We start from the raw sequence: 18075 nt of genomic DNA, 5'->3' as shown, positions 1-18075 counted from the left end.
AAATCAACAATGAAAAAGATATCTATATTTTTCGCAAGCGTGGCAGCCGTGCTGTCTTTCAGTAGCTGTAGCGAGACCTGGGATGATAATCCTGTACTGGCTGGTGTCCCTGAAGGTGCCACATTTGAGCTCAACAAGCCCACAATGGCTGATAATGTTGTTCTTCTTGAGGATGGCGGGTCTTTGCATATGACATGCAATCAGCCTGATTACGGCTACCAGGCTCCGGTTTCATATCAGGTACAGGTGTCGCTCACAGAGGATTTCGCTCAGTTTGAGAACCTTGCATCTATCCAGACTAACCGTTCACAGATCAATCCTCCATGCGAGCAGGTGGCAAATGCTGCCTGTAAGCTCCTCGGTGTAGTCGATCCGGAGGATGTTCCTGCCGATCCTGTTGCATTGTGGTTCCGTCTGCGTGCGTTCATAACCCAGAGCCCCGACAACACCTCATGCTTCTCCAATGCTGTCGAGTACAGGAAAGTACGGGTGTATTACAATATCTCAATCCCGGGCAAGCCTTCAGGATTGTACATCCGTGGCGGTATGAATGACTGGTCGGCTACAGCCGATGGCGAATTCAAGACCACCGAGGAGACCGGCATCTATGAGTTAGGTCCTGTGACAATTGCTAAGGGCACTGAGTTCAAGGTGTCTACAGCTGATTGGGGCTTGCCTAATCTCGGTAAGGGCTCCGGCGACCTGAAGATTGACCAGCCTTATCTGCTCACCAACGATGGTGGCTCCGGCAACCTCGTGTGTCCTGACAACTTCACCGGAATTCTCAAGCTTGAGGACCGCTCCGGCAAGTATTATCTCACACTTATCCCCAATAACGAGTAATTTAAAAAATGAAATTTCGCATGAAACTTAATATATTTCTCATGGGGTTGGCTGCTTTGGCTGTTGCCTCATGCGAGGATGGTCCCGGTATTGTACAGCCGAGTGTTGAGCCTCAGTTGCCCGAATTCACTGATGCTGATGTTCAGGTGGCTCTCAGTCAGGGACTCAATTCCTCAGCTATCAATCTTCAGAGCGCGATGGCATCGGATGCGCCTGTCGCTATAGTCGATGTTACTTCTGTGGAGAATCTTCCGGAAGGTGCGCAGCTCGATTTCGCTATACAGATTTCTGACGATGCATCTTTTGCTGACTATAGGGAAGTGTCGGGTCCGGTAAGTGCCGGAAATGTCGCTGAGGCTTCCGCTGTCAGCTTCAACAGTGCATTGAAGGCTATTGCCGGCAATGTCACCGTCCCCACTCAGGTGTATTATAGGATACCTGGTTATGTCACCATAAGCAAAGGCAAGTACCGTCTTGGTTCTGCCGACAAGTATTATGGGGAAGGTCAGGTGACTGTTACCCCTGTGGATAATCCTGTTATCTCGTCCGATCCGTCCGCCGAGCTTGCATCAGGTGCTATCGATATCCAGCAGATGACCGATGATGGTATCGAGATAATACCTCTCATTGATGTGACTTCAATCTCTGAGCTTCCCGAGGGATACAAACTGTCATACAAGTATGTGCTTTCAGGTAATCAGGATATGTCCAATGCAAAGGCTGGCGATGCCGGATTTGAGTCGAATGTTGTGTCCGTATCCCGCGACAAGTTCTATGAGACCTATAAGCAGGTATTCGGAGCTGGTTCCGAAAAGAATACCGTTTACTGGGGTGTTCAGGCTTTCTACACCTACGATGGTGCCACCTACAATGTGAGCGGAGACGATAACTGCATTAAGCAGGGATCTGTAGAGGTGACCCCGTTGGCTGTGCCTCTCCATCTCGGTACTCCTAACACATCTCAGGACTGGAAGCCGGAGACCTCACAATGGCTCGTTAAAGTGGGCACCACCGATGTGTATCGCGGATTCTCATATTTTGGCGGTCAGTATGGCGGCAAGTTCACTGATGATTTCACCGGATCTACAGTATGGTATGGGCTTGACGGCGATGTGGTGATAGATGAGAATGGTGTGGTCACAGGCAAGATAAGCAGCTCATCGGGCAATAACATACTTGAAGGCTCATCACCGGCTCTCTACTGGATGGAGGTCGATATGGAGGCTCTCACTTTCAAGATGACTCCCATTGAGTCCTTCGGTCTGATAGGCAGTGCCACCCCTGGAGGCTGGGATGCCGAGACTAAGCTTGAAGCTTCTGCCGATATGCTCAAATGGACAGCTACAGTAGGGCTTAAGGATGGAGAGCTGAAGTTCCGTGCCAATAATGCATGGGCTATAAGCCTCGGTTCAAGTGCCTCCGATCTTCAGTTTGATGGCGGAAATCTTCCTTCGCCGGGTGAAGGCAATTATGTGGTCACCCTGAGCCTTGGCAAGATCCCTTACACAGCCACTTACGAAGCTCGATGATCAGCCCTTGTTTTTAGATAAATATACCCTCTGATAGTGTCGTCCGGGTGTTTTCCCATATTGTCTTGGGAAACATCCGGACGACCGTTTTTCCGTATATCGGTTCTTTTCTATGCCTGTTCTGAAAATTTTCTTAACTTTGTACTGTGGAAAAATGGTTGCTTTTACCATAAAACAGGTACATGTCCCTGGGAGCATTCTCTGTAATTTTGTACCGTAAATCAATCTTTCACGTATTATGGAAATTATCAAGGATAAGGAATTCGGTGGAGAGCGTCCGCTCTTCGCGTCTCAGGGCATTAAGCTGGAGAATGTCACCGTCCATGCAGGTGAGTCGGCTCTGAAATGCTGTAGGAATATTGTCGCGAGCCATTGTCGGTTTGAAGGCAAGTATCCGTTCTGGCATGTCAAAGGCTTTGAGATTTCAGGCTGTGAGTTCACTCCTGGAGCGCGTGCCGCACTGTGGTATTCGTCAGGGCTACGCATGACCGACACTCAGGTGGATGCCCCGAAAATGTTCCGGGAGATGGATGGCGTGGACCTTGAGAATGTACGCATACCCGATGCGCAGGAGACCCTCTGGCACTGTCGCAATGTAAGGCTCCGCAATGTCGAGGTCGGGAATGCCGATTATCTGTTCATGCACTCCGATAATATTGATATCGACAATTACCGCCAGGATGGCAACTATTCGTTCCAGTATTGTCGTAATGTGGTGATACGCAATGCCGAGATCAATTCCAAGGATGCTTTTTGGAACACTGAGAATGTAACCGTCTACGATTCGTCGCTTACAGGCGAATACCTCGCCTGGCATTCCAGGGGGCTTCGTCTTGTGCGCTGCCACATTTCAGGCACGCAGCCCCTGTGTTACTGCGAAGGTCTTCTCTTGGAGGACTGCACATTTGATGCGGATGCCGATCTCGCTTTTGAGGATTCCTGTGTCGATGCCACCATCCTTTCTCACATCACAAGTGTGAAGAATCCACGCTCCGGCTCTATCCGTGCCGGCTCTATAGGTGAACTGATTCTTGACACAAATATTCTCGCTCCTGCCGACTGTAAAATTCAAACTGAATCATAAGCAATGTCTACCTACGATTTCGATCACACACCTTCCCGCTCAGGATCAGGCTCCTGCAAATGGGACAGATACCCCGGTGCTATACCTTTGTGGGTGGCCGACATGGATTTCCCCGCCGCACCATGTATCATGGATGCCCTGCGCCGAAGGATCGATCACGGTGTGTTCGGTTACACACATGTCCGTGACGAATACTATAGCGCACTCACAGGATGGTTCTTACGCGAGCACGGCTATGAGTTCTCACGTGAGGATGTAATATATATTCCCGGAGTGGTCCCGGCACTTTCGGCTATAATCAAAGCTCTTGTTCCTGTGGGCAATGGCGTGATAGTCATGACCCCTGTCTACAATTGTTTCTTCTCATCTGTATGCAACAACGGTTGCGAGGTGGTGGAATGCCCGCTTGAACCACATCCGGCAGGCGACGGAGAATTCTCCTACAGCATTGATTTCCCTCTTCTTGAAGAGCTTGCTTCCGATCCTCGCAATTCTATGCTCATACTCTGCAATCCTCACAATCCTGGCGGCAGGGTTTGGACTGTCGAAGAGATGACCAGGGTTCGTGACATATGTCGCAGTCACGGAGTGCAGGTGCTGAGCGATGAGATCCATTGTGAGCTTACGATGCCGGGTTACAAATACACCCCTTATGGCATACTCGACCCTGAGGCTGTGGTGTGCGTGGCTCCTACCAAGGCATTCAATATTGCCGGACTACAGATAGCCAATATCGTGTGTCGCAATCCTCATACTCTCGCGCTCGTCAATCGTGCAGTGAACATAAACGAGGTGTGCGATGTAAATCCTCTTGGAGTCGAGGCTCTTATAGCAGCCTATACTCCCGATGGCAAGGAGTGGCTTGATGCCGTAAAGGCATATCTTGCTGCCAACTGGCAATACACCCGCGATCTCTTGCGTGAACAGTTGCCGCAGTGTCCGTTAGCCCGTCTTGAAGCCACTTATCTCCCTTGGCTTGATGTCTCGTCATTGGGTGTGACAGGTTCTCGGCTTGCCGACATGGTTGAGCGTGAATGCAACGTGAAGGTCAATTCCGGAGCCATGTATGGCGACGACCGTTACATACGTCTCAACATCGCATGCTCTCGCTCACTTCTCGATGAGGCACTCACTCGCATTATTGCAGTCATTAAAAGCCGGCTGTAGAAGCATGTAATCCTCATGCCGGATATATCAGTCATACGTTCCGGCGGTAAGCTCACCATTGCTCAGCAGCTCAAGCTTACCGTTCAGCTGTCGTGGCCTGCCATGATGGCGCAGTTGTCGAGTATCATGATGCAATACATCGATGCGGCGATGGTCGGGCGACTTGGGGCGGATGATTCCGCATCAGTGGGTCTGGTGTCCACATCCCTCTGGCTCTTTTGGGGCATATGTTCGGCTGTCACCATGGGGTTCTCCGTGCAGGTTGCGCACAGCATAGGTGCCGGCGATTATGCCAGGGCGCGGAATATTCTGCGCCAGGGTATCACCGCCTGCCTTATATTCAGTGTGGCGGTGGCATTGGTGGGTGCGGCTATAGCCTGGCCGCTTCCTCATTGGCTTGGAGGCAATGAGGAAGTCTGTCCGGGGGCTTCACTGTATTTCCTGGTGTTTGTGCTTGCCCTCCCGCTTCTCACCATGAATTATCTCGGCGGAGCCATGTTGCGGTGTTCCGGCAATATGAAAGTCCCCGGCGGCCTTAATGTGATGATGTGTCTGCTTGATGTGGTGTTCAATTTTTTCCTTATTTTCCCTACGAGGCAGCTCGACATTTTAGGCATGCAGATAGTGATGCCGGGAGCCGGGCTCGGAGTGTTCGGAGCGGCACTCGGCACAGTGTCGGCTGAGATTGTCACGGCAGGAGCTATGATGTGGTATCTCTGTTTCCGACAGGAGGGGATGGCGATCGCGCGGGAGCGCGGGAGTTTCCGTCCTGTCCGGGATGTGATACGTAAGGCATTGAGGGTGTCTGCCCCAATGACTCTGGAGCACGCTGTGATATGTGGCGCGCAGATTGCTGTCACCGTCATTGTCGCGCCTCTCGGCATTATGGCTATTGCAGCCAACGCCTTTGCAGTCACGGCAGAGAGCATCTGCTATATGCCTGGATACGGTATCGGGGATGCTGCTACGACGCTTGTGGGGCAGAGCTATGGTGCTGGGCGTCTCGACCTTGCACGGAGGTTCGGGTATATCACTGTGGCACTCGGCATGGTGACGATGACAGTCATGGGCGTGGTCCTGTATGTCTGTGCCCCTTGGGTTATGGAGCTTATGACACCTGTGGGTGATATAGTAAGTCTCGGGGTCAGGTCATTGCGCATAGAGGCTTTCGCCGAACCGATGTTTGCCGCCTCCATCGTGGCTTACGGTGTGATGATAGGGGTGGGTGACACAATTCTCCCTGCTGCTATGAATTTCTGTAGCATCTGGCTTGTGCGTCTGCCGCTTGCCGCCATCCTTGCCCCTTCTATGGGGCTTGCCGGAGTATGGTTGGCGATGTGTATCGAGTTGTCATTTCGTGGAGCCATATTCCTCTTCCGCCTATTCTCGGGAGCATGGTTGAGGAAAGGGTTGTGATAACCGATGACCACAGGCTGATTTTAGTAATCCAATGGTGCTGCAATTCAAAATATTGATGGTTTAATCAGGTTGAATGGCGGCTGTCGGCTTGCAAAATGACATTTTTTTGAGTAAATTTGTGGATTGGTTGTCGGAGGCTTGCAGATGAAGCCGTCCGGGATGACCGGTGATCAACAAAATAATTCAGCCTTGCGCCCGAATTGCGTCAAGGCACAAACGATTATGCTTGACGGAACGCTTGATAAAGACCTTGTTGCTGATGCGTCGATATGCAATATGCTTGTGCGTGTCGGCATTGAACGCGTTGATGTGGTAGTCTACTCCATAGTCTCTGACAACAGCCTTATATATCGCTCCTTCCCTGTGGCATCGGCTGTCTCGCGGGTTAAGGCTCTTGAATCAGTGGTGTACGAAAATCCTCTGATGCTATGTGATTTTCGTAGAGTGTATATTGTCATAGACACAAATGATTATGTTGTTGTCCCCGCTGAGGTAAACGACACTGACGATGCATCAAGGATATTTCTGGCTCTTCATCCAGGCTATGACGGTACGGTGGAGAGGGCCGATACGGCGACTCGCAACGCCTTCATGATGTTCGGTATAGAGCGGGAGTTGCAGGGATTCATTGGCAGGACATTTGTCGGGGCGGTTGTTATGCCTCACATGGCACCGCTTATGCGGTATTTCGCCTCCAAGCCTGGACGAGGAAACTCCCGGCGCATGGTGTGCAATTTCCGTCGGTCATCTGTCGATGTTGTGATGCTCGACGGAAACTCTTTGCTTCAGGCCAACACTTTTCTGTTCAGTAATCCTATGGATGCTGTCTACTATATACTTGCGTCGCGTTCGCGGCATGGGCTTGATCCTTACAACGACGAGATCCTTCTCACAGGCGACCAGAATATACGTGAAGAAGTGACCCCTGTGCTCCGTAAGTATGTGTCACGCGTCATGCCTTCGATATTCCCGCCACAGATGTTCCGCGCAGGCAAAGATGCCATGCGTGCTCCTTTTGACTTAATAGTGACCCCGTTATGCGAATAATCCGAGGAAAATACGGACGTCGCCGTTTCGACGTGCCTACAAATATCACAGCGCGACCCACCACCGACTTTGCGCGTGAAAACATTTTTAATGTCATAGAGAATATCACTGACATAGAGGGAGCGCGCTGTCTCGACCTCTTTGCCGGGACCGGTGCTGTGTCTTTTGAATTTCTCTCACGTGATGCCGCTTCGGTGACCTCGGTGGAGAAATCACCCATACAGGGCCGTTTCATCGAAAAGGTGGCTCGTGAGCTTGGCGACAGTAACATCCGCCTGCTCCGGGCCGATGCAGTGCGGTATATACGCGATGCAGTCACTCCGTTTGACATCATATTCGCCGATCCCCCTTACAATATGGAGGGATTTGCCGACATTCCGGCAGCAGTTCTGTCAAGCAGGCTTATTAAGCCTGGAAGTGTATTTATAATGGAGCATTCCAAGGCTTATGATTTCTCGTCGCTCCCGCATTTTGATCATCATAGGGCTTACGGCTCGGTCAATTTCTCCATCTTTGTTGTGCCATCTGAAGTGGATAGCGCATCGGAGCTTGCAGGTGAGAACGAAAAAAATACTGCCGAGTAGGTCAAAAATCGCACGCGAAGTGTTAACTTTGCGGAATATTATCATCGATTCATAACAAATACCCGAAATATGGACTTATTTGAAAGAATTTCCGCCGATATAAAGGCCGCTATGCTTGCACGCGAAAAGGTACGTCTGGAGACCCTTCGTGGCGTCAAGAAAGAATTTCTCGAAGCCAAGACTGCTAAGGGAGGTGACGGCTCTCTGTCGGATGATGCCGCTATGAAGATTCTTGCCAAGATGGTGAAGCAGCGCAGGGAGACGGCTGCTATCTATGAGGAGCAGAATCGTTTCGACCTCCGCGACAACGAGCTCGCTGAGGCTGCTGTGATCGAGGAATATCTCCCCAAGCAGCTTTCCGAAGATGAACTCACCGAGGAGCTTAAGAAGATTATAGCTCAGGTAGGTGCTACATCTCCTAAGGAAATGGGTAAGGTGATGGGCATAGCCTCCAAGGCTCTCGCTGGCCGTGCCGACGGCAAAGCCATCTCCGCAAAAGTTAAAGAACTTCTCAACTGATAGAAAGGATGCTTACTCTACAACAGATAAAAGAGGACCCCGAGCGCATCATTGCGCGCCTCGCTGTCAAAGGTTTTGACGGCAAACAGGGGGTTAATGACGTTATTGACTTCGACGACGAGCGCAGGAACCTTCAGTTCCAGAGCGATACTCTCGCAGCTCAGCTCAAGAAGAAAGCTGACTCAATAGGTCGTCTCATGAAGGAAGGAAACAAGGCTGAGGCTGAGGAGGCCAAGAAGGAGGTTGCCGAGATGAAGGAGAAGCAGAAAGAGCTGTCCGACCGTCTCGCCGTCACTGAGAACTCTATCCGTGACATTCTTCTCGGTATGCCCAATGTACCTTGCGATATGGTGCCCGAGGGGCTCACCGCTGCCGATAATGTTGTGGAGAAGACAGGTGGCAAGATGCCTGAGCTTTCATCTGACGCACTCCCTCACTGGGATCTTGCCAGGAAGTACAACCTCATCAACTTTGATCTCGGTGTAAAGATCACCGGACCTGGTTTCCCTGTGTACATCGGCAAGGGTGCGAAGCTCCAGCGCGCTCTCATCCAGTTCTTCCTCGACCGGGCTTCCGATGCCGGTTATCTTGAGATACAGCCCCCTTATGTTGTCAACGAGGCTTCCGGTTACGGCACCGGCCAGCTCCCCGACAAAGAAGGGCAGATGTACCTTATCAATGAAGATAAGCTCTACATGATCCCTACCGCAGAGGTCCCTGTCACCAACCTCTATCGCGATGTCATAATCCCGGCTGATCAGCTTCCGGTGAAGAACTGTGCTTATTCGGCATGTTTCCGTCGCGAGGCAGGAAGCTACGGCAAGGATGTGCGCGGACTCAACCGTCTGCATCAGTTTGACAAAGTCGAGATCGTGCGCATCGAGAAGCCTGAGGACTCATATGCGGCTCTCGAAGAGATGAAGGATCATGTTCAGGGTCTGCTTGAAAGCCTCGGGCTCCCCTGGCACATACTCCGTCTGTGTGGCGGCGACATGAGCTTCACCTCTGCGATAACATTCGACTTTGAGGTCTACTCTGCCGCGCAGGAACGTTGGCTTGAGGTGTCATCTGTATCCAACTTCGAGACCTATCAGGCAAACCGTCTGAAATGCCGTTACCGCGGTGAGGACAAGAAGACTCATCTTTGTCACACGCTCAACGGCTCGGCTCTCGCCCTCCCGCGCATCATGGCTGCTCTCCTGGAGAACAATCAGACACCCGAAGGTATCATTGTTCCCGAATGCCTGCGCAAGTACACAGGATTTGACGTCATCAACTAATCGAGCCTATCGATTGTTGTATCCTTGAAAATTCAATCAGATTATGGAAACAACACGACAAGCTAAAATAGCACGTCTCATTCAGAAGGAACTGAGTGAGATATTCCGCTTGCAGACTGCCAAGACTCATGGAGTGCTCGTGTCTGTGAGCGCAGTGCGCGTGTCGCCTGACTTGAGCATCGCCAAGGTATATCTCTCTATTTTCCCCACAGATAAGTCGCAGGAGCTTCTGGAAAGTATCACTGCCAGTGCAAAGACCATCCGCTACGAGCTTGCACAGCGTGTGAGATTTCAGCTCAGGAAATGTCCCGAGCTGAGTTTCTACATCGATGATTCGCTCGATTATATCGAGAATATCGATAAGCTCCTCGGAAAACAACCGGACTGATATGCTCGCTCTGCGCATAGCGTTGCGCTATCTGTTTGCTAAGAAAAGTCATGCCGCTGTCAATATCATATCCATGATATCGATGGCTGGCATTGCTGTTGCCGCAATGGCTATGGTGTGTGTGCTGTCAGTGTTCAACGGTTTCACCGATCTCGCCTCCTCACGCCTATCGGCTATCGATCCTGAAATCAAGGTTACGCTGCCGTATGGAGCGGTGATAGCCGATGGCGACTCTCTTTCTGGCATAGTGGCTTCGGTGCCTGGTGTGGCAGCTGTCAGGCAGGTGCTTGAGCAGCGCGCCCTCGCAGTGAGCGACGGCGACCAGATGCCTGTCAAAGTGCGAGGCATTGAAGAGGGGTACTCTGACGTGTCCACTCTTTCCGAACTCGTTATCGATGGCGAAATGGTCGACTCCCCATCGATGAATTGTGCATTGCTGAGTGTCGGGGTGGCTATCCGCACCGGGGCTCGTCCAGCCTACGAGTCAACCTTTTTCCTCACAGTCCCGCGCAGGCTCGGACGCATCAACCCTGCATTCCCGATGGCTGCGTTCCGTACCGACACATTGGTTGTGAGCGGCGTATATCAGACCGATCAGGGTGAGTATGACGAGGATCTCGTGTTCATACCCTTGCGTTCGGCACGTACTCTTTTCGACTATTCCACGGAGGCTACATCACTTGATGTGGCTGTTGATTCCGGATTCAGCATCCCACAGGTAGTTGATGGCATCAGCAGCCGTCTCGGTGACGGATACATTGTGGCTGACCGTCTCAAACAGCAGGAATCCTCTTTCCGTATGATAGAGATTGAAAAATGGATCACATTCCTGATGTTGCTCTTTGTCCTGGTTATGGCTTCGTTCAACATCCTTTCCACCATGTCGATGCTCATTATTGAGAAGGAGGATAATATGCGTATCCTCACATCGCTTGGTGCCTCACGAGGGATGCTCAGGAGGATATTCCTGGAGGAAGGTATGCTCATTGCTGTCATGGGCGGTATTATAGGGGTGGCTATTGGAGTTGTGTTATGTCTGCTTCAGCAGCATTTCGGACTGATATCTCTTGGCGGAGACCCGTCTCAGATGTCTATTGACCATTATCCGTGCCGTCTGTCCCTCACCGATGTCCTCGTTACCTCGGCAGTGGTGCTCGTCATAGGATTCTTTTCCGGAATGGTCTCCTCTCGTTCTCTCCCTCGATTGGACCGTTGACTTTTTTTGAATTGACGTGAGTTTTTTGTAACTTAGCGGTCAGTAATAATTGAAATCTTCATTACTATGATGTCTCATCGTTATTGTGTCATAATGTGTGGTGGAGTCGGTAGCCGTTTTTGGCCCTACTCACGCGAGGATCGTCCCAAACAGTTCATTGATTTTATGGGGACCGGGCGTTCGCTCCTTCAGATGTCCTACGACCGCATACTCCCATTGGTGCCCAAGGAAAATATCGTGGTGGTAACCAATGCGAAATACGCACCTCTCATCCGTGAGCAGCTTCCCGATCTGCTCCCTCATAATATACTTCTCGAACCTGCACGCCGCAACACCGCCCCTTGCATCGCCTGGGCGGCTTACCATATAGCAGCCCTTGATCCTGATGCTTCGATGATAGTCGCCCCGAGCGATCATCTCATAACAGGTGAGAGCATCTATTGCGACTGTGTGAGGAAAGGTTTTGAGTTTGTTGAGAGCAAAGATGCCCTCCTCACTCTCGGCATCACACCGGTACGTCCCGAGACCGGTTACGGCTATATACAGATAGGGCCTAAGGTCACCGATGATATCAACAAGGTAAAGACATTCACCGAAAAGCCTAATCTTGAGCTTGCCAAAGTGTTTTTGGAGACAGGTGAATTCTTCTGGAACGCAGGCATATTCCTTTGGAAAGCCTCGTCTATCATCAATGCTCTCCGCAGATATGACACCGATCTGACAGTACTTTTCGATCGTGGTGAAGGACTGTTCGGCACTCCCCGAGAGGACGATTTCATAAGGCAGAATTTCGGGGCGTGCCCCGCCAACTCCATTGACTATGCTGTGATGGAGAAAGCCGACAACGTATATGTCGAATGTGCCGGATTCGGTTGGAATGATCTTGGCACATGGAGTGCGCTGTATGACAATTCCGCCAAGGATGCCGACAGCAATGTGGCGCAGGGAGGAAGTCTCGTGGCTTACGACTCTCATGGCAACATCTTTGTGACACCTAATGGCAAGCTCATTGTGGCTGACGGTCTTAAGGATTATATTGTTGCCGATGCGGAGGATGTGTTGCTTATATGTCCTAAGGCTGATGAGCAGCGCATAAAGCAGATGGTCAATGATGTGAAGATGCGTTTCGACGATAAATTCCTTTAATACCTATCGACCATGGAACCCCAGTCTTATTCTCTGACTCCCGAGGAGGAGCGCAAGCTGATCGATGATGAGTTTGCCGATCTTCTTCAGGGATATATTAAAAGTAATCACCGCAAGAAAGTGGATATAATAGAGCGGGCATTCAAGTTTGCTCGTTCTGCCCATGAAGGGGTGCGACGCCGCTCCGGCGAGCCTTACATCCTGCACCCTATTGCCGTTGCCAAGATTGCTTCACGTGAGATAGGGCTTGGTTCTACTTCCATATGTGCCGCCCTTCTTCATGATGTGGTGGAGGACACCGAGTACACGGTCGAGGATATAGAGCGGCAGTTCGGCAAGAAGATTGCCGAGCTTGTGGAGGGGCTCACCAAGATCTCGGGTGGTATCTTCGGCGACAGGGCGTCAGCCCAGGCTGAGAATTTCCGTAAACTCCTGCTCACAATGAGCCAGGATATACGTGTTGTGCTCATAAAGATGGCTGACCGCCTGCATAATATGCGCACACTTGGGTCAATGGCTCCCAACAAGCAGTACAAGATCGCAGGCGAGACCCTCTATATATATGCCCCGCTTGCCCATCGCCTGGGGCTGTTCAGCATAAAGACCGAACTGGAGGACCTGAGCTTCAAGTTCGAGCATCCTGCCGAGTATGCCCGTATAGCATCTCTTATAAAAGGAAGCGAAGAGAAGCGCGAGATGGTCTATAACAATTTCGCGACACCGATTCGTCAGCGTCTTGCCGCCATGGGGCTCACCTACGAGGCTAAGGCACGCGTCAAGTCGGTGTACTCCATATGGCGTAAGATGGAGGCTAAGCGTATTCCGTTTGAGGAGGTATACGACCTCTATGCCATGCGTATCATCTTCGATCCGCCGTCAGGAGTAGGGGAAAAGGAGATGTGTTACCGCATATATGCCGCGCTTACCGATCTCTATCGGCCGCATCCCGAACGTATCCGCGATTGGATCACAGTGCCGAAAGCAAACGGTTATCAGGCTCTTCATGTGACGCTTATGGGACCTGACGGCAACTGGATAGAGGTACAGATACGCTCTCGCAAGATGGACGAGATAGCCGAGAAAGGCTTCGCTGCCCATTGGAAATACAAGATTGGCGGCGAAGGGGAGGAGGAGAGCGAGCTGACAGTGTGGCTGCGCACAATCAAGGACATTCTTGACGACCCCAACCCGAACGCTATCGATTTTCTCGACACGCTCAAACTCAATTTCTTCTCAAGTGAGATAGTGGTGTTCACCCCTAAGGGAGAGCTTCTCACGCTTCCGTCAGGTGCGACAGTGCTCGATGTTGCATACACTCTTCACTCCGAGATAGGCAATCATTGTATAGCCGGAAAGGTCAACCACAAGCTTGTGCCGTTGTCGAGTAAGCTAAATTCCGGAGATCAGGTCGAGGTGCTGACTTCGCAGTCCCAGACTCCTAAGTCGGAATGGATGTCATTCCTTTCCACCGCCAAGGCGAAGACGCGTTTGCGCAAGGAGCTTCGCAGGGTGCAGATGCCATATGTCGAGGAGGGGAGCAGGATTTTTGAAAAGTTCCTTGCCGATAACCATATCATACTGAACAACAATGTTATCACCAAGATTCTTGGCAGATATCAGGTTCAGACACGTGAAGAGCTCTTTCTGAAGCTCGGGTCAGGTGAGGCATCGATTGACGATTATCTCAATGTCAATACATCCTCAGGGGCGAAGTCATTTGTTAGCCGTCTTTTCAGCCTCGGATTCGGAGGGCTGAAGCCCAAGCGCATTCGAGGAGCTGACGCAGGTCAGTCCGGTCAGACACCTGACTCGAATGCCGGGAAAATCAATACTAAAAAGGTATATGTGCTCCACGACGACGGCAAGGAGAGCAATTATATATTTGCCGATTGCTGTCGCCCCATACCCGGTGATGACGTGATGGGTTTTCTCAACTACGATGGCAAGGTGGAGATTCACTCCCTCACATGCCCTCATGCCCAAAAGCTTAAGGCAAGCCACGGCGACCGTCTTCTGGCGGTGAGATGGGATAAGGTTGCAAGCGAGTTTATAGCCAATATCCGTATTGAAGGTATTGACCGTCATGGCATTCTACAGGAGCTTACAGGGATGATTTCCAGCTCATTGGAGATCGACATACGCCGGCTCAACATTGAGGCTAAGGGCGAAGTGTTCACATGCAGTCTCGATGTCAAGGTCTCAGATACGTCCCAGGTGGACTCTCTTTGTTCGAAAGTTCTGAAGATCAAAGGTGTCAGGAGGGCTGACCGCGTGAAGTGATCCCTGTTACATCACAGCTATACGTTTGGCTGCTGACGATGATGTGGAGGGTGTGGTGTCCGACCCTTCCGATATCACGGTGGCGCGGTACACATATATGCCGCGGCCCACACGGTTGCCGCTCATATTGTTGAGGTCCCATTTCACAGGTGTCGTCAGATACATATCGGCACGTCCGCGGGTTGTGTCGCTCCATACGAAGCGTCCCGACATGTCGTATACATCTATCCTCACGCTCAGCATGGCATCTGGACGGTTGTGTGCTATATAGAAATTAGCCTCTGTCGAAGCCGGGTTTGCATCGGTATAAACGTCGAATATCTTTGGGGCAAGTGTCGGGTCCACATAGAAGTCTATTGACGCAGTTGTGGAATTTCCTCCTATGTCCCACACTTTGAGTGAGGCTGTATGGTGTCCCGGAGTCAGTTCCGGCAGCTGATAGGCTATGTTGCCTGCCGGAGAGCCGTCTATGTCGGGTATGAATGACGATGACAGGTCGCTGAGGTTCTTTGTTTCATCTATGCGCAGCGACATCTGATGGCCTACTCCGGCAAGTGACATGTTTATACCCATATCATCGCTCACTCTTGCCAGCAGCATAGGGGTGGGATTGACGGCATCACCGTTGCGGAAAGTCTCGTGGTTGAGATACATTGATTCGATCACCGGGGCATTGTCGTCCACGATAGCATTCTCATCATATCCGTACACATAGAAATCTCGGTTGGCTCCCACTGCTGATAATAGTATGTCATCATCGCTTTGGGCATACATTGACAGGGTGGCATTGCGGAAATTATCGGATATTTCAGGAGGAAGTATTATTGTGCACTCCCATTTTCCGTTGACAACTTTGGCTCGTCCTGTATAGAGCTGTTCCCCCTGCTCGTCGAACACTATGCCTCCTGTGCCCGAGGAATTCTCCCTTCCGTGTGTTGTGTGGCTGCTTTCGGCATCGTAGAGAGTAAGCTCGATGAATCCGTTGAATGACTCGATGACATTTCCGTCATGGCTGCATACCGATCCGCTGAGTTTTGTGTTCCCGAGAGCAGTGATTACCGGCGGCTCTGAATCTCCGTTGTCGGCAGTGACTGCCTTGTCATTTATGCTGTCGAGTGTGGCGGTATTCTCCGGAAAAGCCAGTCTCATGGCTGGATCGCCGAGCAGCACATATCGGAGCTTGTTGGAGTCTGCGCCTATTCTGTTTTTTGAACGGCGCAGTATCTCTCCTATAGGGCGCATCCTTCCGTCGCTGTCAGTGTCGAACAATTCCTTGCCAAGGGCTGAGGTCAGTATGCCGTTGCGTGAGATATACACTGTCCTGGTGGCAGAGATACCGCCTATCAATCCTCCGGCATCGGAAAGGGTGAGATATTCCATTCCGCAATGCTCATCGTCGTCCCATTGGGCGAATGTGCAGGTCGCCCCATAAAAGAATGGCGCACGGCGAAGATATAATTTCTGGAGGTCCGAATAGTTCAGTAACCCTTCTCTGCCTATGCTGTTGTGGGATGAATGACCCACATAGTTCCACCACACCACACCCTCGTTGAGCAGATTGTGAAGTTTCTCTCGTGCCGGTTTCGCTACACCTCCGATCAGTTCGAATTCATCGACATATACTTTATGGTATGTCATGTCGCGTCCTTTGGCAAACGAACGGAAATTCTTCTCTATATCCTCGGTCTGTGTCATGTGTATGTTATCGTTTCCGTTGTCAGCAGCGAGCACTATCCGGTTGCGCCATCTTCCGCTTTTCGGAGCCTTGTTATAGGCGGTAAGGCGGTCTACAAACACCTTTGCCTCTTCCGGGTTGTGGGCTGGTATTCTGCCGACTGCGATATTTATGGTCGCTGACGAAAAATTTAGCCCTGTGTTGTCCCCGAGTACACCCAGGGCATCGTCAGTGCTGTATGATTCCTGTTCGCTATGTCCGTTGTCGGTCTGCCATACAGGGACTGTTGTCTCCATATTGTTGCGCCACACTGGGGTTATCTTCCGGTGGTCATAGTTTACGCTTCCCATGATCAAGGCATACTGTAGTCTATGTCGATTTGTGTCACTTCCGCGGTCATAGAACATCTTGAGCATTCGGCGCATGGCGTTGATGTCGGCACATCCGCTTCCGAATTCATTGGCTACAGCATCCGTGCTGACAACAAGTACCCTCAATGAATCTGGCTCTTCCATGTGAAGCCTTGCTACTCGTTCTGCTTGCTCTCGTAGCGAAGGGTGTGTGAAAATCACCATGTCGGGAGTAGGTTCGGCATGTATGTTCTGGTTTCGCACCACTTCGGCAACTTTAGGCACCGGTAGTGCCGCATTCTCGTCCCAGGCGGCATATCTGCGCTTGCCGTAATACTCATTGGTCCAAGTGGCGTTCCCTTGTGAGATGACAGGTTTCATCCTAACTACTTTAAGCGGATTTGTCACATCCCACACGCGGGTCGACTCCGACACTCCTGAGAGAGTTACTGTGGAGTTTTTCACAGTGAAGTCAAGATGTCGTGATTCCGGCATAGCCAGTTCGCGCAGGTAGCATATGGTGATATTATCAAGATGAGCAAGCGACACCGATCCTATGGGAGAAGCCGTGATAGTGAGGTTGAGTTTCTCTCCCTGTGTATCGAGGGTGCGTTGTGTCACGAGGATCTCTCCGTAGTCAGTGGTCCCGGCTACTCGGTCAGATGTCAGTGGCGGCAGAGTGTTGCCGTTCTCCGCGAATGTCAGTTGCACGCCACCGCTCGATTTAGCGAAAAACTCACAGCGCATATAGGCGTTACTGTCCGCGCACCTCCCTGGCATGTTGAATGTGAAACGCCGCGTGGGAGTGAACTTGAAATCCTCGCCAACAATGAGATGTCCGCTGTGTGCGGGGCTTACTGCTTCAAGCTCGTGGCGCACACTTTCAATGAATGTGGTGACCCCCTCACCGGAAGGAGTGCCCCCTTCGGTCGGTATGGACCTTTGTTCGGCATTACGGTCGCTGATGAAATAATACCCGTGAGTGCTGTAAGGATTGGCGGTATGGTAATGGGTATTGTCACTGTTATCGTGGCGTGACAGCGGACCTTCGGCATAGAACACAATCCCTCTGGGGGTCATCTCGCTCTGTACCATAGGGAGGTCATCGATATAATTTTCGAGTGAAAGCCTGTCAGGGATCCTCCTGCCACCGTAGCCGTACACCCTTACATTTCCGGGGTTATCGAACCCCCATGCTCTTATGTCGGCAATCGGTATGAGATGCATCCCTGTCTGCTCCACGCTGAGCTTCACCCAGCGGCCCCGGCTCAGCACAGAATGTCCGGTATAGATGTCAGGGGAGAAAGCAACAGCCGATGCAGCATCCCATAACGACAGAATTAAAAATATATATCGTAGATATCGTGAATTCATGATACAGATCCGTATAACCATATTAACGCGGCCCAGCGACACTTTATTGCAACGGCTCATTGAATTCCGTCCCGACAGCAAAAAAGTAGCGTGACCCTCTTAAAGCTCCAAGTCACGCTACTTTTTCAGATGTTTCGGAAAATGATATTGTATTTATAATTTTTCAATCTGGTA

14 protein-coding genes are annotated in these 18075 nt (G+C 51.1%); 13 read left to right on the top strand and 1 reads right to left on the bottom strand.

Going from position 1 to position 18075, the window contains the following annotated elements; translation table 11 throughout:
- The first annotated feature begins 9 nt into the window (after positions 1-9).
- From EZ315_RS01435 to EZ315_RS01375, 13 genes are all read left to right on the top strand, one after another.
- On the top strand, positions 10-843 hold the full coding sequence (locus EZ315_RS01435) for a SusE domain-containing protein (protein WP_135469980.1): 834 nt from the start codon (positions 10-12) through the stop codon (positions 841-843).
- A 20-nt stretch (positions 844-863) separates the two neighbouring features.
- On the top strand, positions 864-2372 hold the full coding sequence (locus EZ315_RS01430; RefSeq protein ID WP_170957425.1) for a cadherin repeat domain-containing protein: 1509 nt from the start codon (positions 864-866) through the stop codon (positions 2370-2372).
- Between the two features lie 238 nt (positions 2373-2610).
- Positions 2611-3456, top strand: a complete 846-nt coding sequence (locus tag EZ315_RS01425) for a DUF3737 family protein (protein WP_135469978.1) — start codon at positions 2611-2613, stop codon at positions 3454-3456.
- Between the two features lie 3 nt (positions 3457-3459).
- A complete protein-coding gene (locus tag EZ315_RS01420; protein ID WP_135469977.1) occupies positions 3460-4623 on the top strand; it encodes a MalY/PatB family protein in 1164 nt (387 codons plus the stop codon).
- A gap of 15 nt (positions 4624-4638) precedes the next feature.
- Complete coding sequence (locus EZ315_RS01415; protein WP_135469976.1) at positions 4639-6039, top strand: MATE family efflux transporter; 1401 nt, start codon at positions 4639-4641, stop codon at positions 6037-6039.
- 225 nt (positions 6040-6264) lie between these two features.
- Positions 6265-7089, top strand: a complete 825-nt coding sequence (locus tag EZ315_RS01410; protein WP_170957424.1) for a DUF3822 family protein — start codon at positions 6265-6267, stop codon at positions 7087-7089.
- Positions 7080-7673: an RsmD family RNA methyltransferase gene (locus tag EZ315_RS01405; RefSeq protein WP_135469974.1), complete on the top strand. Its 594-nt coding sequence runs from the start codon at positions 7080-7082 to the stop codon at positions 7671-7673. Before EZ315_RS01410 ends, EZ315_RS01405 begins: the two co-directional genes overlap by 10 nt.
- 69 nt (positions 7674-7742) lie before the next feature.
- Positions 7743-8192, top strand: a complete 450-nt coding sequence (locus tag EZ315_RS01400) for a GatB/YqeY domain-containing protein (RefSeq protein WP_135469973.1) — start codon at positions 7743-7745, stop codon at positions 8190-8192.
- Between the two features lie 8 nt (positions 8193-8200).
- Positions 8201-9472, top strand: coding sequence for a serine--tRNA ligase (gene serS, locus EZ315_RS01395; protein WP_135469972.1), 1272 nt, complete (start codon positions 8201-8203; stop codon positions 9470-9472).
- A 43-nt stretch (positions 9473-9515) separates the two neighbouring features.
- Entirely contained in the window at positions 9516-9860 is a 345-nt protein-coding gene (gene rbfA / locus EZ315_RS01390) for a 30S ribosome-binding factor RbfA (RefSeq protein ID WP_135469971.1), read from the top strand.
- A 1-nt stretch (position 9861) separates the two neighbouring features.
- A complete protein-coding gene (locus tag EZ315_RS01385) occupies positions 9862-11076 on the top strand; it encodes an FtsX-like permease family protein (protein WP_170957423.1) in 1215 nt (404 codons plus the stop codon).
- 66 nt (positions 11077-11142) lie between these two features.
- Complete coding sequence (locus EZ315_RS01380; RefSeq protein ID WP_170957422.1) at positions 11143-12222, top strand: mannose-1-phosphate guanylyltransferase; 1080 nt, start codon at positions 11143-11145, stop codon at positions 12220-12222.
- A gap of 12 nt (positions 12223-12234) precedes the next feature.
- The gene (locus tag EZ315_RS01375) at positions 12235-14502 is read left to right on the top strand and encodes a RelA/SpoT family protein (RefSeq protein ID WP_135469969.1); all 2268 of its coding nucleotides are present in this window, start codon (positions 12235-12237) and stop codon (positions 14500-14502) included.
- Between the two features lie 6 nt (positions 14503-14508).
- On the opposite strand, the gene porU is transcribed toward EZ315_RS01375, so the two are convergent.
- Entirely contained in the window at positions 14509-17901 is a 3393-nt protein-coding gene (gene porU, locus EZ315_RS01370; protein ID WP_170957421.1) for a type IX secretion system sortase PorU, read from the bottom strand.
- Positions 17902-18075: the final 174 nt, after the last annotated feature.

It is taken from the genome of Duncaniella freteri (genome assembly GCF_004766125.1).
In the GTDB taxonomy this organism is placed as follows: domain Bacteria; phylum Bacteroidota; class Bacteroidia; order Bacteroidales; family Muribaculaceae; genus Duncaniella; species Duncaniella freteri.
The sequence above is the reverse complement of the archived record's forward strand: the minus strand, read 5'-3'. Positions and strand labels throughout refer to the sequence as shown.